The sequence below is a fragment of the Streptomyces sp. NPDC051211 genome, assembly GCF_040689505.1.
Lineage (GTDB): Bacteria > Actinomycetota > Actinomycetes > Streptomycetales > Streptomycetaceae > Streptomyces.
Genome location: NZ_JBFBAV010000001.1, coordinates 242,254 through 267,676, shown reverse-complemented (window position 1 = coordinate 267,676; position 25,423 = coordinate 242,254). Strand labels below are relative to the sequence as shown.

The window sequence follows — 25,423 nt, the reverse complement described above, 5'->3', positions numbered from 1 at the left end:
TCACGGCGGGAGGCGTCAATGAACCGCGCCGCGCTGTTCGATGTCGACGGGACGCTCGCCGACACCAATCACCTGCACGTCACCTGCTGGTGGGAGGCGCTCCGGCAGGCCGGCCACGAGGTGGCCATGCACGACATCCACCGCGCGATCGGCCTGCCCGGGGAGGATCTGATCGCCCACCTGCTCGGGGAGGACCGCGACGCGAGCGAGGACGACACCCTCAGCGCCGCGCACGACACCCTCTACGGCACGTACTTCGACCGGTTGCCCGCCCTGGACTCGGCCGCCGGGCTGCTGCGCGAACTCGACGGGCGGGGCTGGCGGGTCGTTCTCGTCACCTCGGCCGGAAGCACGGAGCTGACCGCGCTGCGCAAGGCCATCGGGGCGGACGAGGCCATCACCGCGACCGCGAGCTCCGACGACGTGAGCGAGGGCAAGCCGGCCCCCGACCCGGTGGACCATGCACTGGAGCTGGTCGACGCGCCCGCCCACAGCGCGGTGTTCGTCGGGGACACGGTGTGGGACATGAAGGCGGGCACCCGGGCGGGGGTGGCCTGTGTGGGCCTGCTCTGCGGGGGCATCCCGCGGGCCGACCTCGAAGAGGCAGGGGCCGGGTCCGTGTACCGGGACCCGGCCGACCTGCTCCGCCACCTCGACCGCAGTCCCTTCGGCGGAACGTGAAGGGCCCAGGGGCGACTTGCCCTCAGCGGCAGAGCCGGGCCACGCGCTCCAGTTCGTCCGCCCACACCGCCGGGTCGCGCGGGCCGATGTGCGGTGCGGCCAGTGACCGTACGCGGAAACGGTTGCGCGGGGTCGTCTCGTCGGCCTCGCGGATCATCAGGTCCTGGAGCGCCGGCGGGATGGAACGGTCCTCGCCGAACCGCAGGTAGGTCCGCGGCACCCGCCCCCAGGTCTCGGGCACTCCCCGGGCGTCGGCGAGCGCGATGGCCGAAGACTCGTCCGGTTCCAGGATGTTCAGCAGCGCCCGCACCTCGGCGTCCGGCCGGTCGGCTGCGAGGGCGTCCTTGGCCACCGCGAAGAACGCGGGGTCGCCGGAGCGCCAGTTGACCCGGCTGACCCCGAGTTCCGGCGGCGTCGGGACGCCGGTCATCCGGAACAGGGCGCTGGTGGAGGCCTCCGGAGTCGTCATCAGCTGCATCACCGAGGAGTGCCGGGTCGGGCAGAACGCCGCGGCGTACACCAGGTGGGAGAGCAGCTCCGGCACTTGGTTGGCGACCGCGTTCACCGTCGCCCCGCCCATGCTCTGGCCGACCAGGACGACCGGACCGTTGCGGTGGGCGCGCCGCACCACGCCCACCACGTGGGCCGCGAAGTCCGCCAGGGTCACCTCGGAGATCGGGGAGGGTTCGGTCCGCAGCCGGTCCAGGTCCTGCGGGGCCTGGTAGGAGACCGGGAGGCACGCACCGAGGCCGTGGCCGGGCAGGTCGACCGCGACGGCGCGGTGGCCGCGCAGGGCCAGCTCGCCCAGGACCGCGGTCCAGCCGAAGGAGTTGCTCCCGGAGCCGTGGACGAGGACGAAGGTGGGGGCGCCGCGCCGCCGCCCGTCCGCGTGCGCGGCGGAGGCTCCCGCCCCCGCCGCGGCGACCGCGCCGGCCCCGGCCACGGCCGCCTTCAGGACACGGCGCCTCGACTGCCCACCGCCACCGGCCGGTTCACTCGTACCGCTCATATCGCTCATGTGGCCGACTCTATGATCGCCCGCCCGGGTGATCGCCGGAATCGGGCCACGGTGGCCGCCGTCCGCAGCGCCACCCCGCTCCCTGCCCTACCCGGCGTGTCCCTCGGCCGTCGGCCGCTTCACCGCGGGCAGGGCCTGCTCGGCCCAGATCGTCTTGCCGGTGGCCGTGTAGCGGGTGCCCCACTGCTGGGTCGTCTGGGCGACGAGGAACAGGCCCCGGCCGCCCTCGTCGTCTCCGGCGGCGTGCCGCAGGTGCGGTGAGGTGTGGCCGCTGTCGGACACTTCGCAGATGAGCGTCTGGTCGCGGATCAGCCGCAGTTGGACCGGGCCGGCCGCGGCGTGCCGGATGGCGTTGGTGACCAGTTCGCTCACCACGAGTTCGGTGGTGAACACCAGGTCGTCGAGGCCCCAGGCCCGGACCTGGGCGGCGGCCGCCGCCCGCGCCCGGCCGACGGCCTGGGGATCGGCGGTCAGCTCCCACACGACCACTTGGTGCCGGCCGAGGACCCGGGTGCGGACCAGCAGCAGGGCCGCGTCGTCGTCCGCCGGGCCGGGCATCAGGGCCCCGACCGCCTCGTCGCACAGATCGTCCAGCGGCTCGCCCGAGCGGGCGAGGACCGTGCGCAGCGTCTCCAGCTGCTCGTCCAGGTCCCGGTCGCGGGCCTGCACGAGGCCGTTGGTGAACAAGGCGAGCAGGCTGCCCGGGGCGAGCGTCAGTTCCGCGGACTCGAAGGGCAGGCCGCCCAGGCCGAGCGGCGGCCCCGACGGCAGCTCGGGAAAGGTGACCGTGCCGTCCTCGGGGTCGACGACGGCGGGCAGCGGGTGTCCGGCCCGGGCCATCGTGCAGGCTCCGGTCACCGGGTCGTAGACGGCGTACAGGCAGGTGACGCCGAAGGCTTCGTCCTCGGGCAGTTCCTCGCCCTCGATGCGGACCGCGGCCCGTTCGTTGGTGCCCTGGGTGACGAGGTCGTCCAGGTGGGCGAGGAGTTCGTCGGGCGCGAGGTCCATCCGGGCCAGCACCCGCACGCTGGTGCGCAGCCGGCCCATGGTGGCGGCGGCGCCCAGGCCGTGCCCGACCACGTCCCCGACGACCAGCCCCACCCGGGCCCCGGACAGGGCGATCACGTCGAACCAGTCGCCGCCGACCCCGGCCCGGCTGTCGGCGGGCAGGTAGCGGTACGCGAGTTCGACGGCGGACAGCTGGGGCAGCAGCCGGGGCAGCAGGCTGCGCTGCAGCATGAGGGCGGCGGCGTGCTCGCGGGCGTAGCGGCGGGCGTTGTCGATGCACACCGCGAGCCGTGCCACGAGCTCGTCGGCGACCGCCAGTTCACCGGGGTCGAAGGGGGTGCCGCGGTGGTCCCAGGCGAAGGCCACGACACCCAGGTTGGCGCCCTCGGCGCGGAGCGGCACGGCCAGCAGGCCGGCTTCGTCCACCGGGCGCGCGGTGGCCAGGGCCCGTCCGCGGACGGTGGAGGGGGCGTGTACGACGGGCTGCCCGGCCGGAGGCCAGACGCGCACCAGCCGGTCCTCGGGCGGTCCGGCGTCTCCGGAGGCCGGCCGGTCGCCGTCGAGCACCGTTTCCAGCAGGTCGACCGTGACGGAGTCGGCGAACTGCGGGATGGCGACGGCGGCGAACTCCTGGGCCGTGCGGCCCATGTCGAGGGTGGTGCCCACGCCGGTGCCGGCCCGGACCAGCAGGTCCAGGCGCTGCTGGGCGAGGTAGCGCTCGGTGATGTCGACGGTCTCCTCGCACACGCCCAGCGGGGTTCCGGCGGAATCCGCCAGCCGGTAGTAGGAGCACGACCAGACGTAGTCGCGGTCGGGAGCGGAGGGCGGGCGGCCGCGGTAGTGCAGCTCGATGACGGGCTCGCCGGTCGCGAGCACGCCGTCCATGATCTCTTCCAGGGTGCCGGGCATGCCGGGAGTCAGGACGACGCCGTGCGTGACCATGTCGTCCGGGCCGAGTCCGGCGTACTGGGTGGTGCCCATCTCCTTGTAGAGGGCGGAGTTCGTCCACACCACCCGCATCCGGGTGTCGTAGATGGCCAGGCCGACCGGGGACTGGGTGGCGAGGCCGCGCAGCATGGACTGGAGGGCCTCCCACTGCTCGGTCTCGGCGGCGTCGGCCATCGCGAGCAGGCGGGCGGGCCGCGTCCGCCCGCCCAGCAGGTCGGCGTCGCCGTCGCGGTCGTCGCCGGGGGTGACGGTGAACACGGCCACCGCCGTCCGCACGGTGTGCCCGCCGCGCCGGCGCAGCCGCAGTACGCGCCGCAGGCCGGGCATGAGGCCGGGTGCCGGGGTGTCGGCGGCGAGGTCGGCGAAGGGCCGGCCGAGCATCTCGGAGGCCGCGTACTCCAGGAGTTCCTCGGCCGCCGGACTCCAGCCCAGCACCCGGCCCTGTCCGTCGAGGACGGCCATGGCGGCCCTGGACACGTCGAGGGGACCGTGCAGTTCACCGAAGCCGGGGACTGCGCTCATGACGCCTTCCTCCACTCCGCGGGTCGCCGGGCCGCCAGCAGCAGGGCGACGTCGTCGGGCCGGTCGGGGGCTTCCCCGGCCTCGCGCACGAGCCGGTCGGCGGTCTCGGCCAGGCCGGCCGACCCGGCCTCGGCCAGGGTGCGGCGCAGCCGCTCGATGCCCACGTCGATGTCGGTGCCCGGCTGTTCCACCAGGCCGTCGGTGAACAGGGCGAGGACGGCGCCCGGTTCGAGCTGGAGCCGGGTGACGGGGTAGGCGGCCTCGCCGTCGACGCCGAGCACCACCCCGCCCGGCAGGTCCAGTACGTCGGTCCGGCCATCGGCGTGGCGGAGCAGCGGCTGCGGGTGCCCGGCGCGTACGGCCCGCATGGAGCCGGTCCCCGGGTCGAGCAGGATGTAGCAGCAGCTGGCGAACTGGCCCGGATCGAGGTCGATCAGCAGCCGGTTCGTGCCGCTCACCACCTCCTGCGGGGAGTTCCCGCTCAGGGCGAACGCCCGTACCGCGCTGCGGAGTTGACCCATCGTGGCGGCGGCCGGCACGCCGTGCCCCTGGACGTCCCCGATGACCAGGGCGAGAGCGCCGGGTCCGGTCTCGATGACGTCGTACCAGTCGCCGCCGACTTCCATGCCGGCGGTGCCGGGGAGGTAGCGGCCGAGGGTTTCGACTCCGTCGACCACCGGCAGCCGGTGCGGGAGCAGGGCGTCCTGGAGCCCGCGGGCGAGGGCGGCTTCGGTGTCGTAGCGCTGGGCGCGTTCGAGGGCCTGGGCGATGAGCCCGGCGAGGGCGGTGAGTACCGTGCGCTCCTCCGGGCTGAAGCCGCGCGGCTGGTCGAAGCCGAGGATGCATGACCCGACCGGCCGTCCGGAGGCGATGAGCGGCAGGAAGGCGCGGGCGCCGACGTGGGCGTCCAGGGCGATGCCCGGGTAGGCGGCGGCGAGGTGTTCCATCGACTCGAAGAAGATCGGGCGGCCGGAGGTGAGCGTCTCGACGCCGGGGAGCCGGACCTCCAGGGAGACCCCGTCGAAGCGGTCGAGGAACCCCTTGGGGAAGCCGGTCTCCCAGGCGAGGTAGAGGTGGCGTTCGTTGAGCAGGTAGATGGCCAGCTGGCGGCCGCCGAAGGCGGGCAGCAGCTCTTCCGTCACCACGGCCGAAACCTGGCGTGCGGTGACCGCCTCGGTGAGCGCGATGGCGAGGGCGACCGGGCGGTACAGGGCGGCCGCCCGGTCGGCCGGGGAGCCCAGCCCGGCACCCGGCCGGACCAGCGATGCCGGGGTGTACGCCGGTTGCTCCTCCGGGGTCAGGGTGACCGTGACGCCGCCGGGGCCGGGGTGCAGGACGACCGAAAGCCATTCCTCCGCGGAGCGCCGGGCCACGAACTGGACCGGGTCGCTGCCCATCAGGACCGCCCGGAAGTAGTCCTCGTACGCGGGCTGCCCGAGCCAGGGCAGGGCCTCCCACAGCACCCGGCCGGCCAGCTCGGCGCGGCTGTGCCCGAGCAGGGCCGGGACGCCGTCGTTGGCGTAGGTCACCCGGCCGAGCCGGTCGAGGGCCAGGACGGCCTGCGTGAGGCGGTCGGCGGCCTGCTCGGTGAAGGGGCCGGTGCCGAGGTCCAGCACCAGTCCGGACAGCGGCCGCCGGCCGCCGGCGCCGGGCGGGCCGGGCCGGGCCGTCAGGTCGAGGACGATCCGCCGCCCGTCGCGTCCGTACAGCGCCAGGCGGCGGGCCGGCGGTCCGTGCGGATCCGCCAGCTCCCGCGCGACGACCCCCAGACCGTGGCGGTCCTCCGGCACCCAGCCCGCGGTGAGGGCGGCCAGGTCGCCCGGGAAGGCGGCGGGATCCAGGCCGGAGATCACGCACAGGCCGGCGTCGGCGGTGACCACGCCCGTGTCGAGGTCCCAGGTGAAGCGGCCGGTGCGCAGGAGCTCCGTCACGGGCGTGGGCAGGGTGACGCACACCGGGTCGTCCTCCCAGACGACGGGCGGGCCGTCGGCGCCGAGCCGGGCAAGCCGGCCGGCCAGCCGCTCTGCGGCCTCGTGCAGCCGACGGCGGTCGTCCCCGCTGACGAGCGCGCCCGGGGTCGCGGCGCGCAGCACCATCAGGACGCCGTACCGCTCGGGTCCGGCGACGAGGGGTTCGTACAGGGAGCCGAAGGGGAAGGGCAGCCCGGCCATCAGCTGGGGGTAGCGCCGCATGGCCTCCTCGGCGTTGGCCAGGTGGACCGCCTGCCCGGAGCGGTGGGCGTCCGCGACGGGGAACGGCCGGTTCACGTGCATCCGCCACCAGGGGCGGAACAGCGGCGCGGGCAGCCCCGCGACGACGGCGAGCCGCAGCAGGCCCGTCGTCCCGGAGCGCATGTAGATCCCGCCGGCGTATCCGCCGACGGCTTCGATCGCGCCCACTGTGGCCTGGGCGAGCACCATGGCCAACTCGTCCGGAACCCGTCCGCCGTCGTCCGGCCTCCCGGTCACACCTCTCTCCCGGTCACACAGCCAGGATGCGCCCCACCCCGCGGGTGCCGCATCCGGGCGGGCGCCGGGCGGGCGCCGGGTCCCGCCGGGTCCCGCCGGGTCCGAGGGCGGTCGGGGTCGGATCGACTAGGGGGTGTCGAGTTCGGATCCGGTGAGCACGAGGTCCGCGCGGGCGCGGGTCGGGGCGATGAGCCGGGCGTTCGCCTCGTCCGACCGGGTCACCCACTCCTCGGCACGCGCCCGCTCGCGGCCGTGGCGGACGTGGCGTTCCACCAGGCGGCGGGTGCGGATCGCGTCGTCCGGGGCGAGGAACCAGGACTCGTCCAGGAGGGGCCGTACGTCCGCCCAGCCGTCGGCCGGGTGGAGGAGGTAGTTCCCTTCGGTGATCACCAGGGGTACGGCCGGGTGGACCGGGATGCTGCCGGCGATCGGTTCCTCCAGGGACCGGTCGAAGGCCGGGGCGTAGACGGTGGCCGGGCCGGGCTCGCGGAGCCGGCGGAGGAGGGCGGCGTAGCCGGTCGCGTCGAAGGTGTCCGGCGCGCCCTTGCGGTCGGCCCGCCCGAGGCGGACCAGCTCGGCCTGCGCGAGGTGGAAGCCGTCCATGGGTACGACCACGGCGAGGGCGGGCCCCAGGGCCCGGGCCAGGCGCCCGGCGAGGGTGGACTTCCCGGCACCGGGCGGCCCGGCGATCCCGAGGATGCGCCGTCCCCCGGAGGCCGCCAGCAGCCGGGCCCGTCGTTCAGGTTCCGTCGTCGGCATCTGCGTATCATCCGCCAGGCGGAACGGTCGGCGCAGCCGGGCGCGGAACGGTGCGGGCGCAGAACGGTGCGGGCGCGGGGCTCGGGCCGTTCTCCCGAGCCGCCGCGCCCGCGGGGCGGCTACTTGCTGCAGAATTCGGCCTCGACCACCGCCTGCGAGCCCCCCGCCCAGTCGCCGTTGAGGTTCATGGCCAGGGCGTGCCGTGCGTCGCGGGTCACCACGGCGTTGGAGCTGGACCCGTGGATGCCGCCGCCGTGGCCCCACACCTGCGTGCCGCAGGACAGCCGGATGCTCATGATGCCCAGCCCGTACCCCACTCCGGGCGCGTCGGGGACGGGCACGGTGGTGGTCATCGCGCGCATCTGTCGCGGCGGGAGCAGACGGCCCGAGAGCAGGGCCCGGTAGAAGTCGTTGAGGTCACGGGCGTCGGTGACGATCTCGCCGGCCGCTCCGGCCAGCGAGGGGTTGAGCTCGGTGACGTCGTGGGTGGGGGCCGTCGCGTCCGGGGACAGCTTCGAGTATGCCCGTCCGGCGGGCTCCGGCATGCCCGGCCGGGTTCCGGGCAGCACGGTCGCGTCGAGGCGGAGGGGGCGCAGGATCCGCCGCTGGACCTCCTTCGCGTAGGGGTTGCCGGTGGCCTTCTCTATGACCAGGCCGGCCAGGATGTAGTTGGTGTTCGAGTAGTGCCAGTCGGTGCCGGGTGCGAAGTACGGCTTGTGGGCGGTGGCCACCCGGACGAGCTGCTCGGGCCGCCAGGTGTCGTAGCGGTGCTGCAGGAATCCGGTGCCGAAGACCGTCCGGCCGAACTCCTCGTCCTCCGTGTAGTTGAAGACTCCGCTGGTGTGGTTGAGGAGCTGGCGCACGGTGACCTTCCGGCCGTCGTGTCCGTTGCCCCGCACGAGCCCCGGGAGCCACCGCTCCACGCTGTCGTCGAGGCTCAGCCGGCCCTCCGCCTCCAGTTGGAGCAGTACGGTCGCGACGAAGGTCTTGGTTATGGACCCGGCTCGGAAGCGGTCCTGGGCCTGCCGCTTTTCGCCCGTCCGCTGGTCGGCGACGCCCGCCGTACCCGTCCAGCTGTGCCGGCCGCGCTCGGCCACCGCGACGGCGCCGGGCGCTCCCGCCCGGACCGCGGCGTCCAGGGCCTGCTGGGTGGCCCGGTGCCCGCTGTCCGCGGGAGCGGCGTACGCGCTGCCGGTGAGGCCACCGACCGCCACCGCGGCGGCTGCGACCACCGCCACCGCCGCGTGCCGGACCCTGCGCGTCGTACGACCTGCCATGTGCGTCTCCTGCTCTCCTGCCGGGCGGCTGGTGCCCCCGGTCGCCGGAGATGACCATGGTTCGGCCGACAAGGTTGCGTGCGCTTGGGATGGTTGAGCATGTTTCGGCCATCTGGACGAAGGGCGGCGTTCTGGCGGGCGTCGGGGTGGTGCGGCACCATCTCCCGTGCCCTGCAAGGCCGTAGAGCGGAAGGGATCCACCTGTGTCCGCGTACCAGCATCCGCGCATCCGCGCGTGCCTCACCGTCCTCGCGCTCGTGCTCACCGCGCTCTTCGCACCCGGTGTCGGCGTCCTGACCGACGCCTCCGAGGCCCGGGCCGCCACCAAGATCAGTCATGCCACGGCGACGTCGATGTTCCGCCAGTCGGGGATCACCTGGTCCTCCTCGGGCGGCTGCTCCGACCGGAACAACCCGACGTGCACCTCCTTCGAGCAGCTGAACCTGGCGACGGCCCAGGGCGCCCAGACCCTCAAGTCCGCGTCCCGGTGCGCCTTGAACATCACCGGCGGCACCGAGACCGGCCACGCGAGCGGCACCTATTCGCACTGGAACGGCTACAAGCTGGACTTCTCCAAGAGCACCTGCCTGACCGGCTACGTCAAGAACACGTTCACCTACATCGGCGTCCGCGGGGACGGCGCCCCGCTGTGGCGCTCCGGCGCCGGGAACGTCTATGCGGACGAGGGCAACCACTGGGACGTCCTCTACTACAACTGCGGCGGCTGCTGACCCGCACGGCCGCCGACAACACCCGACGCCGCCCTGCCCGCGCGGCCGCCTGACGGCGGCCGCGCGCCTGCGTGCCGCCCGCCCCGGCCCGCTGACCGCCGTCCGGTGCGGCACGCTGCGCCGCGCGACAGCGCTGCGCCGGCGGCCCTGCCATCGACCGGGAGACGAGCAGGAGCCCTTCAAGACCTCCGGCCTGCGGTGATCCACCCTCCCGCACCGACGCGATGGCGCCACAATGGCTCATTCATGGCGCCTCGACGAACCCTTTTGACACACAGGCTCAGCCCGGCACGACACGCGAACGAGCCCCGTGTGACCCTGCCGAAGGGGAACTCCGGAACGCCGCGCGTGACACCGAACTGGCACCAGAAATGGCGCCATCATCTTGTGTTGGCGCCACAATGATGCCAGAGTGGCGTCATGCGGTCCTGAGGCGTACATGCCTCCCCGGATCCGTCTCTGCGCGCATCGAGAAGCGGTGCGCGAACCCCTTCACTGCCGATCCGACAGGAGCCTGTTCGTCGTGGCTACATTCCTCTACAAGCTGGGCCGCCTCGCCTTCCGGCGGCGCGGCTTGACCGCCCTGCTGTGGGTGCTGATCCTCGGCGGGGTGGGTGTCGCCGCCTCGTCCGCACCGGCACCTCCGGCCGACACGTTCTCGATGCCGGGCACCGAGTCGCAGAAGGCCTTCGACCTGCTCCAGGAGAAGTTCCCGGCCGCCGGCGCCGACGGCGCGAGCGCCCGAGTGGTCGTCCGAGCCCCCAAGGGCGAGAAGATCTCCGGGCCCGAGCGGAAGGCGGCGGTCTCCGGGCTGGTCTCCAACCTGACCAAGGCCCCGGAGGTGGTCGCGGTCACCGACCCCTTCACGGCGGGCGCCATCAGCAAGGACGGCACCACCGCCTACACGGTCGTGACGTACAAGATCGCCGCCACCGCGCTGACCGACAAGGAACACGACGGGCTCACACAGGCGTTGGACGAGGCCCGCGACACCGGCCTCACCGTCGAAGCCGGCGGTGACGCCATCAAGGTCGAAGCGGAGCTGGGTGGTGCCGAGGGCATCGGCATCCTCATCTCGGCCGTGGTCCTGCTGATCACCTTCGGCTCGATGATCGCCGCCGGCATGCCCCTGCTCACCGCCCTCATCGGGGTCGGCGTCGGCCTCAGCGGCATCCTCGCCCTCGGCAGCACCTTCGGCCTGTCCGCCACCACGTCCACGCTGGCCATGATGATCGGCCTCGCCGTCGGCATCGACTACGCCCTGTTCATCATCTCCCGCTACCGCTCCGAGATCGCCGAGGGCCGCGCACCGCAGGAGGCCGCCGGACGCGCCGTCGGAACCGCCGGATCCGCGGTCGTCTTCGCCGGACTCACCGTCATCATCGCGCTGGCCGGCCTCGCCGTGGTGAACATACCCATGCTCACCAAGATGGGCATGGCCGCGGCGGGCACGGTCGCCGTCGCCGTCCTGATCGCGATCACCCTCGTCCCGGCGCTGCTCGGCTTCGCACCGGTCAAGGTACTGCGCCGCATCGACCGCAAGGCGGTCACCGGCAAGCCGCTCTCGGCCCGGCAGCGGCGCAAGGCCGCCAAGGCGGCCGCCCGCCAGAAGCCCAACCTGGGGACGCGCTGGGCCCGTTACGTCCTGCGCCACCCGGTGTCGGTACTGCTCGTTGGCGTGGTGGGGCTGGGCGCGATCGCGCTGCCCGCCGCCAGCCTGGAACTGGGCCTGCCCGGCGAGGGCACGATGGCGCCGGAAACCACCCAGCGCAAGGCGTACGACATGCTGTCGGAGTCCTTCGGCCCCGGCTTCAACGGCCCCCTGACGATCACCGTGAGCGCCAAGGACGCCTCGGCCGCGGCCGGTTCGGCCGGTCAGGCACTGGTGAAGGTGAAGGGCGTCGACTCCGTCTCCCCCGCCACGGCCAACACGGCGAACGACACCGCGATCCTGAACCTCGTACCGACCACCGGACCCACCGACCACGACACCGAGGAGCTCGTCCGCTCCATCCGGGAGAGCATGGGCGGCATCGAGACCGGCAGCGGTGCGAACGAGATCCTCGTGACCGGCCAGACGGCGATGTTCATCGACTTCTCGAAGACCCTCGACGACGCGCTGGTGCCGTACCTGGCGCTGGTGGTGGGCCTCGCCTTCCTGCTGCTGGTGCTCGTCTTCCGCTCGATCCTCGTGCCGCTCAAGGCGGCGCTCGGCTTCCTGCTGTCGGTCAGCGCGGCCCTCGGTGCCGTGGTGGCGGTCTTCCAGTGGGGCTGGCTCGCCGACCTGTTCGGCGTCAAGGCGACCGGCCCGGTGATCAGCACGATGCCGATCTTCATGATCGGTGTGGTGTTCGGCCTCGCGATGGACTACGAGGTGTTCCTGGTGAGCCGGATGCGGGAGGCTTACGCCCACGGGGAGAAGCCCGGTGAAGCGGTCGTCACCGGCTTCCGCTACGGCGGGCGGGTGGTCAGCGCGGCCGCCGTCATCATGATCAGCGTGTTCTCCGGCTTCATCACGGAGTCCAACGACCTGATCAAGATGATCGGCTTCGCCCTGGCGTCGGCCGTCCTCTTCGACGCCTTCGTCGTCCGGATGGCCATCGTGCCGGCCCTGTTCGCCCTGCTCGGCAAGTCGGCCTGGTGGCTGCCGAGGTGGCTGGACCGGCTGCTGCCGAACGTGGACGTGGAGGGCGCCAAGCTGGAGAGCCGCGGGACCGCCGAGGACAAGGTGGCGCAGGCGGTACAGCGGGCCAAGGAGCCGTACTACACGAACAACCGCTGGTAGCAGCGGTACGCGACGGGGCCGGCCCGGCTGTGGGAACAGCCGGGCCGGCCCCGTCGCATGGGACGAGGAGGCCCCTGTTCAGGCGCTGCCCCGACCCGGGGCGGCAGCCCGGTTCCAGGCCGCATCGCGCAGCAGGCGCAGGCCGTTGAGGCCCACGATGACGGTGGAGCCCTCGTGACCGAGGACCCCGAGCGGCAGCGGCAGGTGCCCGGCCAGGTCCCAGACCACCAGGACCGAGATGAACACACCGGCGATGACCAGGTTCTGCACCACCAGGCGGCGGGCGGCGCGGGAGAGCGCGATCACGGCGGGCACGGTGGCGAGTTCGTCGCGGACGACGACCGCGTCCGCGGTCTCCAGGGCGAGGTCGGAGCCGGCCCGGCCCATGGCGATGCCGGTGTGGGCGGCGGCCAGTGCCGGGGCGTCGTTGACCCCGTCGCCGACGACCAGCACCTTGCGCCCGGCCGCCTCCTGCCCGCGTACGGCCGCCACCTTGTCCTGGGGCAGCAGTCCGGCACGTACGTCGGTGATGCCGACCTCGGCGGCGAGGCGGCTGGCGGCGCGCGGGTTGTCGCCGGTCAGCAGCATCGGCGCGGTGCCGGTGAGCCCGTACAGGGAGGTGACGGTGGCGGCGGCATCCGGACGCAGCCGGTCGGCGGCGCCCAGCACGCCGACGGGAACCCCGTCGCGCCGGACGAGGACGGCGGTGCCGCCGCCCTCCTCCAGTTCCGCCGCCCACACGGCTGCGCGGGCCGAAGCCGCGTCGGCCGCCCCGCCCGGGGCGGGGCGCAGGAGCCGGGCCGGGGCGCCGACTTCGACGGTGTGGCCCAGGACCGTGGCCGTCACCCCCACACCGGGGGCGGAGGCGAACTCCTCGGCGTCGGGCAGGTCCAGGCCCCGTTCGCGGGCGGCGTCGACGACCGCCCGGCCCAGAGGGTGTTCGCTGGGGTGCTCGGCGGCGGCCGCGAGGGCGAGCAGCGCGTCCTCGTCGAGGCCGCTGCCGGGCAGCGGGCGGACCGCGGTGAGCCGGGGCGTGCCCTCGGTCAGGGTGCCGGTCTTGTCCAGGGCGACCGCGTCGACCCGGCCGAGGCGTTCCATGACCACGGCCGACTTGACCAGGACGCCGTGGCGTCCGGCGTTGGCGATGGCGGAGAGCAGCGGCGGCATGGTGGCCAGTACGACCGCGCACGGCGAGGCGACGATCATGAAGGTCATGGCGCGCAGCAGCGAGCCCGCCAGGTCGGCGCCGAACGCGAGCGGCACCAGGAAGACCGCCAGGGTGGCGGCGACCATGCCGAGCGAGTACCGCTGTTCGACCTTCTCGATGAACAGCTGGGTGGGCGCCTTGGTCGCGGAGGCCTCCTCCACCATGGCCACGATCCGTGCGATCACCGAGTCGGCCGGATCCCGCCCGACGGCGACCCGCAGGGCGCCGCTGCCGTTCAGGGTGCCGGCGAAGACCTCGTCGCCGGTCTCCTTCGCCACCGGCAGCGGCTCGCCGGTGATGGTGGACTGGTCGACCTCACTGGTCCCGTCCAGGACCCGGCCGTCGGCGCCGACGCGTTCGCCGGGGCGGACGAGGACGGTGTCTCCGACCGTCAACTCCTCGGTGGGGACGGTCTCCTCGCGGCCGTCCGGGGCCAGTCGGGTGGCGGTGGCCGGGGCGAGGTCGAGCAGGCCGCGTACGGCGTCCCGGGTGCGGGCGGTGGCCAGTGCCTCCAGGGCGCCGGAGGTGGCGAAGATGACGATCAGCAGCGCGCCGTCCATCACCTGACCGATCGCGGCCGCGCCGATCGCGGCGACGATCATCAGCAGGTCCACGTCCAGGGTCCTGGCGCGCAACGCCCGGAGTCCCGCCCAGGCCGGCTCCCAGCCGCCGGTGGCGTAGGCGGCCGCGTACAGCGGACCCCACGTCCAGGCCGGTGCACCGGCCAGTTGGAGCGGCAGGGCCGCCAGGAACAGCACCAGGGCTGCCGCTGCCCAGCGGGCCTCCGCCAGCGCGAACACCCTGGTACGGCGCCGCAGCGGCATCGGGGAGGCCTGCGCGGCCCGTTGCGGACGCTGGAGGAGGAGAGAAGGCATGGCGGATGAACCCTTCACGGGCGAGAGGATCGCAACACCTCCACCGTACAGGAACATCTGAACAGGTCTTCATATATCGCCGGTAAGATGGCCCGCATGGGCCACGGCATGGACGACAAGAACACCTCCACCACCCGCGAACGCCTGGACGCCGTGGGGACCGCAGACGTGGCCGCCACCCTCCAGGCCCTGGCGACCCCCTCGCGGCTGTACATCCTGGCCCGCCTCCAGGAGGGCCCCTGCGCGGTCGGCGACCTCGCCGAAGCGGTCGGGATGGAACCTTCCGCCTGCTCCCACCAGCTGCGCCTACTGCGCAATCTCGGCCTGGTCGCGGGCGAGCGGCGGGGCCGCTCGATCGTCTACTCCCTGTACGACCACCATGTCGCGGAGCTGCTCGACCAGGCCCTCTTCCACGTGGAGCACCTGCGCCTGGGGCTGCACGACGCCGTCCCCGCCGAGCGGCGCTGAATCGTCACGGACCGCCGAGGAGCGGGCCGGGGACGGTGCTCCCGACCAGGGCGCGGCCGGACCGGACGTGCGGCCCCACACCCCGCCGGAGGAGTGGGACCACGCGCCCGGTCCGGTCCGGGCGTCACCAGGAGGACTTGGTGACTCCGGGGAGGAATCCGGCGTGCGCCTGCTCCCGCATGCGCACCCGGGACAGGCCGAACTTCCTCAGGTGACCGCGGGGCCGGCCGTCCACGCCGTCCCGGTTGCGCACCCGGGTGGCGCTGGCGTTGCGCGGCTGCTTCCGCAACTCGGCCAGGGCCGCGCCGCGTTCGGCCTCCGTCGAGGAGGGCCGCCGGACGATCGCCTTCAGCTCCGCCCGCCGGGCCGCGTACCGCTCGACGACCAGCTTGCGCTTCTCGTTCTGCGCGATCTTGCTCTTCTTGGCCATCAGACCTTCACCCCCCGGGCGCGGATCCGGGCCACCGCGGCCTCGATGCCGATGGTGTCGACGGTCTTGATCGCCTTCGCGCTGAGCGTGAGACGGACGTACCGCCCCTCGCTCGGCAGCCAGTACCGCTTGCGCTGGATGTTGGGGTCGAAGCGGCGGGAGGTGCGCCGGTGGGAGTGGGAGATGTTGTTGCCGAAGCCGGGCTGGGCGCCGGTCAGCTGGCAGTGGGCGGACAAGGGGGTTACCTGCCTCTCGTGAAGGGGTTTCTTTTGGTAATGGAAACCATTGTCATATACTAGCGGCACGGCGAGCCCGCCCGGCACGCCGGGACTGTGGGAGGGTGCCGGTCATGACGGTGTACGCAGCCCCGACGCTCCTGGAGTTCAGCCGCCCCGGGGAGGTCACGCCCGAGCTCAGAGAAGAGCTCGTCAGCTGCTGGGAGACGGTGGCCAACGCCGGCGGCGCCGTCATCGCCGCCGAGTTCCCGCTGCCGCCGGTGACCGCACGCGACGTCGGGCCCGTGCTGGCCGGGCTCGTGGGCGGGCTCGACCCCCGCTACCGCCGACTGCTGACCGCCGGCGTCGACGGGCACCTCGCCGGCTGGCTGATCCTCCGCCGCGATGCGCACCCCCTGGTCGCGCACTGCGGAGTGGTCAACCACGTCCAGACGCACCCCCGGTTCCGCGGTCGCGGGATCGGCGCCGCACTCATGAACCGGGTCCACGACCTCGCCCGCGAGGAGATGGGCCTGGAACGGCTGAGGCTCGCCGCGCGAGGCGGTCTCGGACTCGAGGACTTCTACCGCAAGCTGGGCTGGGTGGAGGTCGGCCGGTTTCCCGGCGCGCTGCGGGTGGCCCCGGGAGACGACCGGGACGAGATCCTGATGAGCCTCACGCTCTGACGCTCCGGCCGTCCGGGCTGCCGACCCGGCCGTCCGGTCGCCGCGGCTACCCGACCCGACCCGACCGCCCGACCGTCCCGACCGTCCCGACCGTCCCGATCCGGCCGTCCGGCGTCACGAAGCAGTCCCTCCCCCGCCGGTCCGGGCTCAAAAGGCCCGGCGCGGGTTACGGTCGTATGACCGTTTTTCCGACACCGGTACGCATTCCTCGTCGGGGAGGAACCCTGGGATGAGCAACGCCCCTCTGTACCTGGAACCGCGGCTGGAACCCCGGCCTGCGTCCTTGCTGGACTCGGCCGCCTTCCTCCACACGCTCGTGGACGGACTGGGATCACCCCTCAACCTCGTGCTGCCGCAGCAGTTCGCGGAGAACGTGGCGCGATTCCGCTCCGTCCTGCGCCGGCACCGCCTCGGCGGCCAGGTCTACTTCGCGCACAAGGCCAACCGCTCCAGCGCACTCGTCCGGCGCCTCAGCACGACCGACGCCGCCCTCGACACCGCCTCCCTCGGGGAGTTGCAGCACGCACTCGGGTCGGGCTTCACCGGCGACCGCCTCATGGCGACCGGCCCCAAGGACCCCGAGTTCCTCTGGCTCGCCGCACGCTCCGGAGCGACGGTCAACGCCGACGGGGCCGCGGAACTGGTGGACGCGGCCGGTCTCGTCCGCGCGTACGGGCTGCCCCGCCTCCGGGTCCTGCTGCGGCTGTCCGAGTTCGAGACCTCCGGCGCCCGGGTGCTCTCCCGCCGCAGCCGCTTCGGCACCTCCGTGAAGTCCCTGGGCGCCCTGCTCGACACCCTCGAACGCCACCGGGACGCCCTGGATCCGGTCGGCGTCGGCTACCACCTCGACACCACCAGCCTGGACGAGAAGGCCACCGCCCTCGAGGGCTGCTTACAGGCCATGGAGGAGTTGCGCATCCGCGGCTTCCAGCCGCGCGTCATCGATGTGGGCGGCGGCTTCGGCGTCAACTACCTGGCGCACGCCACCCAGTGGGAGCGCTACACCACCGAGCTCACCCACGCCGTCATGGGCCGGCGCCCGCCCCTCACCTGGGGCGGGCACGGCTACGGACTGCGCGTGGAGAACGGAACCCTCAAGGGCGCTCTCGGGCTCTACCCGGCGCACCGGCCCGTCGCCGGCGCCGACTACCTAGACGAGCTCCTCTCCCGCCCCGCCCCCGGCCTCGGGCGCCCGCTCGGCACCCTGCTCCTGGAGGGCCTGTACGAGCTGTACGCCGAACCGGGCCGGGCCCTGGCCGACCAGTGCGGCCTCACCCTCGCCCGGGTGCTGGAGGTCCGGCGTACCGAATCCGGGGAGCGGCTGGTCCGGCTCGCGATGAACTCCGGCGACGTCGGCCTGGAGGACCACGGAGTGCTGCTGGACCCCGTGCTCGTACCCCGCAACGGCCCCGGTCCCGCGATTCCGGCGGAGCCGGTGGCAGTCCATCTGATGGGCAACCTCTGCCTGGAGGCCGACCTGATCACCCGCAGAACGGTGTTCCTGCCCCGGCTCCCGCACCCCGGCGACCTCCTCGCCTTCGCCAACACGGCCGGCTACTGCATGGACTTCGGCGCCACGCATGCCCAACAGCAGCCCATCGCCCGCAAGGTCGCCGTCCAGGAGGAGGCCGGCGCCTGGAGCTGGTGCCTGGACGAGCAGTACTGGCCGATCACCCGTACGGGGGGACAGCGCGCATGAGGTACGACAGCATCACCGAGGCCATCGGCAACACCCCGCTGGTCCGCATCGACCCGGCCGTCCACGGCCTGCGCACCATCGACCTGTACGCGAAGCTGGAGATGCTGAATCCCTTCGGCTCGCTGAAGGACCGGGCCGCCTGGCACATGGTCCGCGACGGCCTCGACGGTGCCGCGGAGCGCGGCGAGACGGTCGTGGAGCTGTCGAGCGGGAACACCGCCAAGGCCCTGGCCCTCATCGCGGGCCTCCACGGGCTGCCGTTCAAGAGCGTCACCAACCGGATGCGCATACCGGAGATCAAGGACCTGCTCCTGCTGCTGGGGGCCGAGATCGAGGAGCTGCCCGGGCGGAGCGAATGCCTCGACCCCACCGACACCGACGATCCGCTGACCGTCTTCCACCAGCAGCTGAACCGCCCCGGCAGCGCCCACCTCCACACCGACCAGTACTTCAACCCGCTGAACGCCGAAGCCCACGCGCAGGGCACCGGACCGGAGATCGTCGCGGATCTGGACGGACGCGCCCCGGACTTCTTCATCGCCTGCGTGGGCACGGCCGGTTCGTCCACCGGCGTGGCCTCGGCGCTGCGCGCCCACGATCCGGCGGTCCGCGTCATCGGTCTCGTCGGGGAGAAGTCGGACTTCATCCCCGGCATCCGGACCATCGACGAGGTCCAGGAGGTCGGCCTCTTCGACCCCGGCACGTACGACACGATCGAAGCGGTGAGCGCGGACGAGGCCGTCGAGGGGATGCTGACCCTGCTGCGCCGCTGCGGCCTGCTCGCCGGACCGACCGGCGGAGCGGCGTACTTCGGCGCGGTGCGCCATCTCCGGGCCCTGGACGAGGGACCGGCCGGGCGCCGAACGGCCGTGTTCATCGTCTGCGACCGGGTGGAGAGCTACCTGGGCTACCTGCGGCAGCGCCGCCCGGACCTGCTCGGCCGGCCCCCCGTGAAGAACTCGGTGGCCGCGCTGACCGAGGCCGAGGTCCGCGCCGCCGCCGTCATCGAGGTCGCCGACGCACAGAAGTGGATCGAGGACCGGCACCCGCTGGTGGTGGACCTCCGCGGCCCCTTCGCGTACGCCGCACTCCACATCGACGGATCCGTCAACATCGTCGACGAGCTCTTCGAGGAACTCCTGCGCGGCGGCCTGCCCTTCGGCAAGCGGCAGCCGGTGCTCCTGGCCTGCCCGGTCGGCGAGCAGTCCGCCCGGTACGCGGCCCTGCTGACCCGCATGGGCCACCCCGACGTGCGCAGCCTGGCCGGCGGCATCGTCGCCTGGCGGGACGCCGGGGCACCCCTGGTGCGTGACTGACATGGCGGCCGACCCCACCGCGGACATCGCGGAACTGGCACCGTGGCAGCGACGGCTGCGCGCCCAGTTCCCGATCATCCTCGCCCACCCGGAGCTCGCCTACCTGGACAGTGCGGCCACCGCGCAGAAACCGCAGGCCGTCCTGGACGCCGTACAGAGTTACCTCATCACCTCGAACGCCAACGCGGGCCGCGGCTCGTATCCTTGGGCCAACACGACGACGGCCCTGCTGGACCGCACCCGGGACCGGATCAAGGAGTTCCTGGGCGATCCGCAGCCGGACCGGTCGTCGGTGCACTTCACCAGCGGGGCCACGGAAGGGCTGCGCACCATCGCCCGGGACTGGCTGGCCGAGCCCGGGCTGTTGTCGGACGGGGACGAGATCATCGTCCCGTTCACCGACCACCAGGCGAACCTGTCGCCGTGGTGGGAGGCGCGGGAGCTGCTGGCCCGGCAGGGGGTCCGGATCCGGGTCCGGGAGCTGCCCTGCCAGTCGGGCTCCGGAGACTACGACGCGGCGGCGCTCGCCGCGATGGCCGGTCCGCGCACCCGCTTCGTGGCGGCCACCCATGTGCACCACGTGTACGGGGCCGACATGAACGTGCACCGGATACGCGAGGCGGTGGGCCCGGACGTGCCCATCGCGCTGGACGCCGCGCAGAGCGTCGGGCACCTCCCGGTGTCCGTGGCCCGGCTCGACGTGGACTTCGTGGTGTTCTCCGGGCACAAGGCGATGGCCCTGCCCGGTACGGGCGCGGTCTGGGCCCGCGGGCAGCGGGGGCCGGTCTTCCGGCCGGGCGGCTGGAGCGGCACCCCCAACACGGTCGGCATCGCCTCGCTGGCGGCGGCCCTCGACTGGCTGGACGCCGCCGGGACCGAGCGCATCGAGCGCTGGACCGTGGCGTTGACCTCCCGGCTGACCGACGGGCTCGACCGGATGCCGGCGTACGAGGTCCTGGGCTGCCGGTCGAGCCTGGCGGCCGAGTCCGAAGTGCAGCGGCGCCGCAGCATCGTGACGTTCAGGCACCGTGAAATCGGCGCCCAGGACCTCGGGTTCATCCTCTTCAGCCACGGGTTCATGGTGCGCTCCGACGGCCACTGCCAGGCCGGGGCCCGGGACAAGGAGGGCTCGGTGCGGGTGAGCCTCCACGTGCACAACACACCGGAAGAGATGGAAGAATTGCTCACCACCCTCGCCAATCTGGAATGATTTCCATTATGGAAATGAGTACGGTGACGGCATCGCGGTGGGTGGAACGCTGGGAGAGGCAGCAGCAGCGGTACGCGGTCCACCGCGAGGAGAGATTCGCCGTCATGGCCGACGTCGTCGAGCAGGTGACCGTCGGTCAGACCGACCCGCTGATCCTCGACCTGGGCAGCGGACCCGGTGCCCTGGCCTCCCGGATGGCCGCCCGCCTTCCGTCCGCCGAGGTGCTGGCCGTCGACGCCGATCCCCTCCTGCTGGAACTGGGCCGGTCCCACTACGGACCGGCCCTGCGCTACGTCGAGGCGGTGATCGGCCGGCCCGGCTGGCTGGACGCGCTCGGCCTGGACCGCCCGGTGGACGCCGCCGTCTCGGCGACGGCCCTGCACTACCTCGACGAGCCCACCCTGCGCCGGACCTACCGGGAACTCGCGGAACGGCTGCGCCCCGGCGGTGTCCTCGTCAACGGCGACCACATCAGCCCGGACGCACCGGGCGTCTCCGAACTCGCCCTGCAGCTCGGGCAGCGCCGCATCGAGTCCTGTCTGGACAACAGCGAGGACTGGGAGTCCTGGTGGTCGGAAGCGGCCACCGATCCGGAACTGGCGCGGCTGGCCGCCCGGCACGAACGGGGACAGCACCCGCACTGCGAGGGCAACGACCTGACCCTGTCCGGCCACGTGTCACTGCTCCGCGAGGCGGGATTCGCCCACGTCGGGACGGTCTGGCAGTTCGGCCACAGCCACGTCGTGGTCGCCGTCCGCTGAACCGCCGGCCCGGCTCAGGCCGCCGGCTTGGGCGGACGGGTGGTGCCGGGGAGGCAGGTGACCGCCGGGTTGAACGTCTCGAAGACACCCTTGGGGTTCTTCTTCCAGAGCCACAGGTGCAGGGCGTAATGGACCGGCTGGCCGGGGAAGTTGCCGGGCCGCGGGCCCTTGAAGGCGGTACCGAACAGCGAGGGCCGGTCGTCGTCCGTCGCCGGGTTCTGGTCGCGGTCGTAGACCAGCCACTGGACCCCGACGAGGCGCTTGCCGCCGCGCCCGTCGTCCTCGTAGAACAGCGCGGCCGGCTTCGACGGGTCGACGGAGTTGTCGTAGGCGTGGTTGAAGTGCGGGTAGCCGAGCGCGCCCGTGCCGGCCGCCCGGTCGACGACGCAGTACTTGTCCGGCACGTAGCCCGCTCTCACCGCGTTGGCGTGCAGGTGGAACGGGGCGGTCGCCCGGTAGGTGAGGGCACGCTCGACGGCGGCCCTGCCGGTGTCCGCACCGGTGGCGGCGGACGCACCGGTGGGCGCGGCGGCGGCCGCCAGGGCGAGCGAGGCGGCGGTCGTGAGGGCCAGGGCGATACGTCGGGGCATGCGCGCACTCCTTGGGGCTGGGCCGGCGGTACTGCCACCTTGTTCCCGGGTCCGCGGGCTCGCCACACCGCCGGACCGGACGGCTGACGGCCGAACGGACCAAGGCCGTTTCGTGCTCCGCCCCGGCGGGGAACCGCTGACTCCGCACATCACGCGTGTGACGAAGGGTGCGGAACATGACGCAGGAGAAGGCGACACCGAACGGCGGCGGGGCCCTGCACGACGCCGTCTCAGCCGTGTCCAGGGGGGCGCCGGAGTACCGGGTGTGCCCCCACCCCGTCTACGCCACCCTGCGCGAGCAGGCCCCGGTGTGCCTGCTGAAGCCTCCGCACGGGGTCGACACGTACCTCATCACCCGGTACGACGACGCCCGGGACGCCCTGTCGGACCCGCGTTTCAGCAAGAACATGCACGGCGCCCTGGACACCTACCACGCGGTGTACGGCAGTTTCTTCGATGCGCTCGACGACAACGTGCTCTTCTCCGACCCGCCCCGGCACACGCGGCTGCGCCGCTCCCTCAGGAGCGCCTTCAGCCCCCGGCGGGTGGAGGCCATGCGGCCGAGGATCACCGAGATCACCGAAAACCTCCTGCGTGAGTGCAGGAAGGCCAACTCGGTCGACCTGATGTCCTCGTTCGCGTTCCCGCTCCCCATCGCGGTCCTGTGCGACCTGATGGGCATCCCGGAAGCGGACCGCCCGGAGATCCTCGAGCACTTCGCGGTGGTGACGCGCGCCCGGTTCGATCCCCGGATGAAGGCGCAGCTGAAGGAGGCCGAGGAGTGGCTTCAGGGCCGGCTCATCCGGCTCATCGCGCACACCCGCGAGCACCCGTCGGACTCCTTCCTCAGCGACCTCATCCAGGCGGAGGACCGGCTGGACGACGCGGAACTCGTCTCGTCGCTGTGGGTCCTGTTCTTCGCCGGCCACAAGACCACCGCGTACCAGATCGGCAATTCCGTCCTCGATCTGCTGCTCCGTCCCGACCAGCTGGAGAAGCTCCGGACGGACCCGGCGCTGATTCCGGGGGCGGTCGAGGAGATCGTACGGTTCGAGGGGTCGGTGGAGACCTCGACCTTCCGGTACGCGGCCGAGGACGCCGAGATCCGGGGGACGCTGATCCCCAAGGGCTCCCTCGTGCAGATCGCCATCACCTCGGCGAACCGGGACCCGGAGAAGTTCGACTCCCCCGACGTCCTGGACGTGACCCGCGAGGGACTCCAGGGCACGCACCTGGGCTTCGGGCATGGAACGCACTACTGCCTGGGGGCGCCGCTGGCGCGGCTCGAACTCGAGATCGCGCTCTCCTGCCTGCTGCGGGAATTCCCGGAGATGGAACTGGCCGACGCGGAGGAGAGCAAGGGGGCGTGGCTCAAGGGGCCGGTGGCGGCATTCCGGGGCCTCGAGCGGCTCCGGCTCGTCCTGGATCCGTCGCGGCCGGCCGGGGCCCCGGACCCGGCACCGACGTCCATGGCCTCCGTGGCTGCCAACTGACCGGACCCGACAGGCGGTGGATTGACGACATGCCGAACCCTGCGAACAGCCCCGGCCTGGGTCTTCTGGGAATGGAGACGGAGGAGGTGCAGGTCTCCCCTGCACTCGCCGTCGACCACGCAGTCCCGTCGAAGATCGACATGCACCACCACTTCTGCGCACCGGAATGGCGCGAATGGGCTGAGCGCCACGAGCTGATCAAGCCGGAACAGCTGCCGCCGTGGGCGAAGCTCGACATCGAGGCCTCGGTCCGTTTCATGGACCGCGCGGGGGTGGCGACCGCCGTCCTCAAGCCGATGCTGCCGGCCCGCTACCGGTCGTCGGCACAGCTGCGGGAAGCCATCAACATCACGCTCCGCTCGATGCTCGACGTGGCCGGCTCGCATCCGGGCAGGTTCTCCTTCTACGTCCCCCTCTTCCTGGACGACCCGGACGCGTCCTCCTGGGCCGCGCGCCGCGGGCTCGGGCAGCTCGGGGCCGTCGGCGTGAACGTGACGGCCAACTACGGGGGCGTCTACCTCGGAGACCCCTCCTACGACCCGGTGTTCGCCGAGCTGAACGAGTACTCGGCCGTGGTGGACACCCACCCGCACAATCTCCCGGGCGGCCCGCCCGGTGCGCCGACCGTTCCGGGCATCCCGAACTTCATCTGCGACTTCATGCTGGACACCACGCGGGCAGCCGTGAACATGATCAGCAAGAGGACGCTGGACCGCTTCCCGAACATCTCCGTCGTCCTGCCGCACGCCGGCGGGTTCCTGCCGTACATCGCGACGCGGTTGGAGGCCCTCGGACGGTTCTGCGATCCGGCCGTCGAACCCGCCGCCGTCCGCGACCACCTGCGCCGCTTCTACTACGACACGGCAGGCCCGATGGCGCCCGCGGCAACGCTCCTCGCGCACGTGCCCGCCGACCACATCCTCTTCGGCACCGACTGGCCCGCCGCGCCCGCCGACACGGTCACGGACCTGGCGCTGCGCGCCCTCGACGCCGACCCGGCCTTCACCCCGGAACAACTCCAGGGCATCTACCACGACAACGCACTGCACCTGATCCCGCAGCTGGCAACCGTCTGACCGGGCGGGCGGCCATGGAGCAGCGCATCAGCCTGATCACGCTCGGGGTCACCGACCTGGCGCGGGCCCGGGCCTTCTACGAGAGTCTGGGCTGGCGGGGCCGGGAGGTCGAGGAGACCGTCTTCTTCCAGGCGGGCGGGCTGGCCCTGGTCCTGTGGGGCCGTGACAGACTCGCCGCGGACTGCGGCCTGCCCGACCCGGGCACGGCCGGCTTCGGCGGCATCGCGCTGGCCCACAACGTCCGGTCCCGCCAGGAGGTCGACGGCCTCCTGGCCGCGGCCGGCCGGGCTGGGGCCACCATCACCCGCCCGGCCGGGGTCACCCCGTACGGCGGCTATGCGGGGGCCATCACCGACCCCGACGGCCACCCGTGGGAAATCGCCCACAACCCGGGCTTCACCCTCGCCGAGGACGGATCCCTGGTCCTGGTCCTCCCGGACTTCACCGCCTAGCCGCCGCCCGGGCTGCGGGCGAGGGCGATGATCAGCGCGTCGTCCGTCAGGGGAAACCGGCCCGCATGGCGCAGCAGGTCGCTGCCGAGCCGGTCCACGGCGACCGCGGCGTCGTCACCGGCCGGCGCGCGGCCGGGCGGCGGATCTGCACCGTGCCGTCCGCGGTGATCAGCAGGGGCTGTTCGTGGCCCCGGTGCACCAGGGCGGCGTGGTCGGGCCGGAACCAGCGCATAGCGCAGGGGCAGCCCGCACAGGCCTACGGCCATTACCACGCCCGGCCTGGCGGTGGCCGCGGCGAGAGCCGGGGCCAGCACCAGGAACGGGAACGGGTAGAAATACGTGTCGCGCCCGGTGGCGAGGTCGAGCAGGGCCACGACCACCAGAACCGCCACCGGCAGGGCCAGCTCACGGATGACCGACGTGCTCCGCACCGCGGCTTCCCGCGCCGACGGGTCGGTCATCCCTGAGCCTCCGCAGACGCTCGTACGGTGACGAACCGGGAATCACCGGGTCGCAGGGCAGCTGCCGGGAGGGCAGCTACCAATAGTGCCGGCGGCCGCCGACCCCGCGGCCGACGGAGCCGAGGATCAACAGCACTACGCCGATGACGAGCAGGATGATCCCGATGGTCCAGAGGATCGAGATACCGGCTATCCAGCCGATGATCAGAAGTATGAGTCCAAGGGCGATCATGGTGTCCTCCGGTGATGTGGAACACCCCGCCTCTGCCCCGCACGGGCCGTCTCAT

Annotated in this window: 23 protein-coding genes; 12 read left to right on the top strand and 11 right to left on the bottom strand. The window is 72.8% G+C overall.

What is annotated here, in order from left to right; translation table 11 throughout:
• Window positions 1-18: 18 nt before the first annotated feature.
• Window positions 19-681 (top strand): HAD family hydrolase, encoded by a 663-nt coding sequence (locus tag AB0447_RS01305; RefSeq protein ID WP_366474331.1) that lies wholly within the window; start codon window positions 19-21, stop codon window positions 679-681.
• A gap of 22 nt (window positions 682-703) precedes the next feature.
• On the opposite strand, the gene AB0447_RS01300 is transcribed toward AB0447_RS01305, so the two are convergent.
• The 5 genes from AB0447_RS01300 to AB0447_RS01280 form a co-directional block, all read right to left on the bottom strand.
• Window positions 704-1,699 carry an alpha/beta fold hydrolase gene (locus tag AB0447_RS01300; protein WP_366474330.1) on the bottom strand — a complete coding sequence of 332 codons (996 nt, stop codon included), beginning with the start codon at window positions 1,697-1,699 and terminating at the stop codon, window positions 704-706.
• Window positions 1,700-1,786: 87 nt separating this feature from the next.
• The gene (locus AB0447_RS01295) at window positions 1,787-4,177 is read right to left on the bottom strand and encodes a SpoIIE family protein phosphatase (RefSeq protein WP_366474329.1); all 2,391 of its coding nucleotides are present in this window, start codon (window positions 4,175-4,177) and stop codon (window positions 1,787-1,789) included.
• Window positions 4,174-6,597 carry a SpoIIE family protein phosphatase gene (locus AB0447_RS01290; RefSeq protein WP_366474662.1) on the bottom strand — a complete coding sequence of 808 codons (2,424 nt, stop codon included), beginning with the start codon at window positions 6,595-6,597 and terminating at the stop codon, window positions 4,174-4,176. The genes AB0447_RS01295 and AB0447_RS01290 overlap by 4 nt, the downstream gene beginning before the upstream one ends.
• Window positions 6,598-6,771: 174 nt before the next feature.
• Window positions 6,772-7,404, bottom strand: a complete 633-nt coding sequence (locus AB0447_RS01285; protein ID WP_366474328.1) for a nucleoside/nucleotide kinase family protein — start codon at window positions 7,402-7,404, stop codon at window positions 6,772-6,774.
• 119 nt (window positions 7,405-7,523) lie between these two features.
• Complete coding sequence (locus tag AB0447_RS01280) at window positions 7,524-8,681, bottom strand: serine hydrolase domain-containing protein (RefSeq protein WP_366474326.1); 1,158 nt, start codon at window positions 8,679-8,681, stop codon at window positions 7,524-7,526.
• A gap of 203 nt (window positions 8,682-8,884) precedes the next feature.
• Between AB0447_RS01280 and AB0447_RS01275 the strand changes: the two genes are divergently transcribed.
• Window positions 8,885-9,412, top strand: coding sequence for a hypothetical protein (locus AB0447_RS01275; protein WP_366474325.1), 528 nt, complete (start codon window positions 8,885-8,887; stop codon window positions 9,410-9,412).
• Between the two features lie 523 nt (window positions 9,413-9,935).
• On the top strand, window positions 9,936-12,197 hold the full coding sequence (locus AB0447_RS01270; protein ID WP_366474324.1) for an MMPL family transporter: 2,262 nt from the start codon (window positions 9,936-9,938) through the stop codon (window positions 12,195-12,197).
• A 78-nt stretch (window positions 12,198-12,275) separates the two neighbouring features.
• Here AB0447_RS01270 and AB0447_RS01265 read toward each other — a convergent pair whose 3' ends face one another.
• Window positions 12,276-14,279 carry a heavy metal translocating P-type ATPase gene (locus AB0447_RS01265; RefSeq protein ID WP_366474323.1) on the bottom strand — a complete coding sequence of 668 codons (2,004 nt, stop codon included), beginning with the start codon at window positions 14,277-14,279 and terminating at the stop codon, window positions 12,276-12,278.
• A 96-nt stretch (window positions 14,280-14,375) separates the two neighbouring features.
• Between AB0447_RS01265 and AB0447_RS01260 the strand changes: the two genes are divergently transcribed.
• Window positions 14,376-14,747, top strand: coding sequence for a metalloregulator ArsR/SmtB family transcription factor (locus AB0447_RS01260; RefSeq protein WP_366474322.1), 372 nt, complete (start codon window positions 14,376-14,378; stop codon window positions 14,745-14,747).
• A 124-nt stretch (window positions 14,748-14,871) separates the two neighbouring features.
• Here the strand turns inward: AB0447_RS01260 and rpsN are convergent, their stop codons facing one another.
• On the bottom strand, window positions 14,872-15,177 hold the full coding sequence (gene rpsN, locus AB0447_RS01255) for a 30S ribosomal protein S14 (RefSeq protein WP_366474320.1): 306 nt from the start codon (window positions 15,175-15,177) through the stop codon (window positions 14,872-14,874).
• Entirely contained in the window at window positions 15,177-15,413 is a 237-nt protein-coding gene (gene rpmB / locus AB0447_RS01250) for a 50S ribosomal protein L28 (RefSeq protein WP_366474319.1), read from the bottom strand. Before rpmB ends, rpsN begins: the two co-directional genes overlap by 1 nt.
• Window positions 15,414-15,526: 113 nt before the next feature.
• On the opposite strand from rpmB, the gene AB0447_RS01245 reads away from it, so the two are divergent.
• From AB0447_RS01245 to AB0447_RS01225, 5 genes are all read left to right on the top strand, one after another.
• Window positions 15,527-16,078, top strand: coding sequence for a GNAT family N-acetyltransferase (locus AB0447_RS01245; RefSeq protein ID WP_366474318.1), 552 nt, complete (start codon window positions 15,527-15,529; stop codon window positions 16,076-16,078).
• Window positions 16,079-16,307: 229 nt separating this feature from the next.
• Window positions 16,308-17,777 carry a Y4yA family PLP-dependent enzyme gene (locus tag AB0447_RS01240; protein WP_366474317.1) on the top strand — a complete coding sequence of 490 codons (1,470 nt, stop codon included), beginning with the start codon at window positions 16,308-16,310 and terminating at the stop codon, window positions 17,775-17,777.
• On the top strand, window positions 17,774-19,093 hold the full coding sequence (locus tag AB0447_RS01235; RefSeq protein ID WP_366474316.1) for a pyridoxal-phosphate dependent enzyme: 1,320 nt from the start codon (window positions 17,774-17,776) through the stop codon (window positions 19,091-19,093). The genes AB0447_RS01240 and AB0447_RS01235 overlap by 4 nt, the downstream gene beginning before the upstream one ends.
• 1 nt (window position 19,094) lies before the next feature.
• The gene (locus AB0447_RS01230) at window positions 19,095-20,303 is read left to right on the top strand and encodes an aminotransferase class V-fold PLP-dependent enzyme (RefSeq protein ID WP_366474661.1); all 1,209 of its coding nucleotides are present in this window, start codon (window positions 19,095-19,097) and stop codon (window positions 20,301-20,303) included.
• A gap of 8 nt (window positions 20,304-20,311) precedes the next feature.
• A complete protein-coding gene (locus AB0447_RS01225; protein ID WP_366474315.1) occupies window positions 20,312-21,064 on the top strand; it encodes a class I SAM-dependent methyltransferase in 753 nt (250 codons plus the stop codon).
• A 14-nt stretch (window positions 21,065-21,078) separates the two neighbouring features.
• Here the strand turns inward: AB0447_RS01225 and AB0447_RS01220 are convergent, their stop codons facing one another.
• Window positions 21,079-21,654 carry a hypothetical protein gene (locus AB0447_RS01220; RefSeq protein WP_366474314.1) on the bottom strand — a complete coding sequence of 192 codons (576 nt, stop codon included), beginning with the start codon at window positions 21,652-21,654 and terminating at the stop codon, window positions 21,079-21,081.
• Between the two features lie 176 nt (window positions 21,655-21,830).
• Between AB0447_RS01220 and AB0447_RS01215 the strand changes: the two genes are divergently transcribed.
• The 3 genes from AB0447_RS01215 to AB0447_RS01205 are packed head-to-tail and all read left to right on the top strand — an operon-like array spanning window position 21,831 to window position 24,675.
• Window positions 21,831-23,147: a cytochrome P450 gene (locus AB0447_RS01215; RefSeq protein WP_366474313.1), complete on the top strand. Its 1,317-nt coding sequence runs from the start codon at window positions 21,831-21,833 to the stop codon at window positions 23,145-23,147.
• Between the two features lie 29 nt (window positions 23,148-23,176).
• Complete coding sequence (locus AB0447_RS01210) at window positions 23,177-24,223, top strand: amidohydrolase family protein (RefSeq protein WP_366474312.1); 1,047 nt, start codon at window positions 23,177-23,179, stop codon at window positions 24,221-24,223.
• A 14-nt stretch (window positions 24,224-24,237) separates the two neighbouring features.
• The gene (locus AB0447_RS01205) at window positions 24,238-24,675 is read left to right on the top strand and encodes a VOC family protein (protein ID WP_366474311.1); all 438 of its coding nucleotides are present in this window, start codon (window positions 24,238-24,240) and stop codon (window positions 24,673-24,675) included.
• On the opposite strand, the gene AB0447_RS01200 is transcribed toward AB0447_RS01205, so the two are convergent.
• Window positions 24,672-25,136 carry a hypothetical protein gene (locus AB0447_RS01200; protein ID WP_366474310.1) on the bottom strand — a complete coding sequence of 155 codons (465 nt, stop codon included), beginning with the start codon at window positions 25,134-25,136 and terminating at the stop codon, window positions 24,672-24,674. The two genes, AB0447_RS01205 and AB0447_RS01200, sit on opposite strands and share 4 nt — an antisense overlap.
• Before the next feature lie 76 nt (window positions 25,137-25,212).
• Window positions 25,213-25,368: a DUF6131 family protein gene (locus tag AB0447_RS01195; RefSeq protein ID WP_366474309.1), complete on the bottom strand. Its 156-nt coding sequence runs from the start codon at window positions 25,366-25,368 to the stop codon at window positions 25,213-25,215.
• Window positions 25,369-25,423 lie beyond the last annotated feature (55 nt).

Bases quoted from the DNA above. Each gene is read 5' to 3' on its own strand.
- AB0447_RS01305 (WP_366474331.1), top strand. From the start codon at position 19: ATGAACCGCGCCGCGCTGTTCGATGTCGACGGGACGCTCGCCGACACC.
- AB0447_RS01230 (WP_366474661.1), top strand. From the start codon at position 19,095: ATGGCGGCCGACCCCACCGCGGACATCGCGGAACTGGCACCGTGGCAG.
- AB0447_RS01265 (WP_366474323.1), bottom strand. From the start codon at position 14,279: ATGCCTTCTCTCCTCCTCCAGCGTCCGCAACGGGCCGCGCAGGCCTCC.
- AB0447_RS01240 (WP_366474317.1), top strand. From the start codon at position 16,308: ATGAGCAACGCCCCTCTGTACCTGGAACCGCGGCTGGAACCCCGGCCT.
- AB0447_RS01295 (WP_366474329.1), bottom strand. From the start codon at position 4,177: ATGAGCGCAGTCCCCGGCTTCGGTGAACTGCACGGTCCCCTCGACGTG.
- AB0447_RS01300 (WP_366474330.1), bottom strand. From the start codon at position 1,699: ATGAGCGATATGAGCGGTACGAGTGAACCGGCCGGTGGCGGTGGGCAG.
- AB0447_RS01290 (WP_366474662.1), bottom strand. From the start codon at position 6,597: ATGGTGCTCGCCCAGGCCACAGTGGGCGCGATCGAAGCCGTCGGCGGA.
- AB0447_RS01220 (WP_366474314.1), bottom strand. From the start codon at position 21,654: ATGCCCCGACGTATCGCCCTGGCCCTCACGACCGCCGCCTCGCTCGCC.
- AB0447_RS01205 (WP_366474311.1), top strand. From the start codon at position 24,238: ATGGAGCAGCGCATCAGCCTGATCACGCTCGGGGTCACCGACCTGGCG.
- AB0447_RS01195 (WP_366474309.1), bottom strand. From the start codon at position 25,368: ATGATCGCCCTTGGACTCATACTTCTGATCATCGGCTGGATAGCCGGT.
- AB0447_RS01260 (WP_366474322.1), top strand. From the start codon at position 14,376: ATGGGCCACGGCATGGACGACAAGAACACCTCCACCACCCGCGAACGC.
- AB0447_RS01285 (WP_366474328.1), bottom strand. From the start codon at position 7,404: ATGCCGACGACGGAACCTGAACGACGGGCCCGGCTGCTGGCGGCCTCC.
- AB0447_RS01210 (WP_366474312.1), top strand. From the start codon at position 23,177: ATGCCGAACCCTGCGAACAGCCCCGGCCTGGGTCTTCTGGGAATGGAG.
- AB0447_RS01280 (WP_366474326.1), bottom strand. From the start codon at position 8,681: ATGGCAGGTCGTACGACGCGCAGGGTCCGGCACGCGGCGGTGGCGGTG.
- AB0447_RS01225 (WP_366474315.1), top strand. From the start codon at position 20,312: ATGGAAATGAGTACGGTGACGGCATCGCGGTGGGTGGAACGCTGGGAG.
- AB0447_RS01215 (WP_366474313.1), top strand. From the start codon at position 21,831: ATGACGCAGGAGAAGGCGACACCGAACGGCGGCGGGGCCCTGCACGAC.
- AB0447_RS01200 (WP_366474310.1), bottom strand. From the start codon at position 25,136: ATGACCGACCCGTCGGCGCGGGAAGCCGCGGTGCGGAGCACGTCGGTC.
- AB0447_RS01235 (WP_366474316.1), top strand. From the start codon at position 17,774: ATGAGGTACGACAGCATCACCGAGGCCATCGGCAACACCCCGCTGGTC.
- AB0447_RS01245 (WP_366474318.1), top strand. From the start codon at position 15,527: ATGACGGTGTACGCAGCCCCGACGCTCCTGGAGTTCAGCCGCCCCGGG.
- rpsN (WP_366474320.1), bottom strand. From the start codon at position 15,177: ATGGCCAAGAAGAGCAAGATCGCGCAGAACGAGAAGCGCAAGCTGGTC.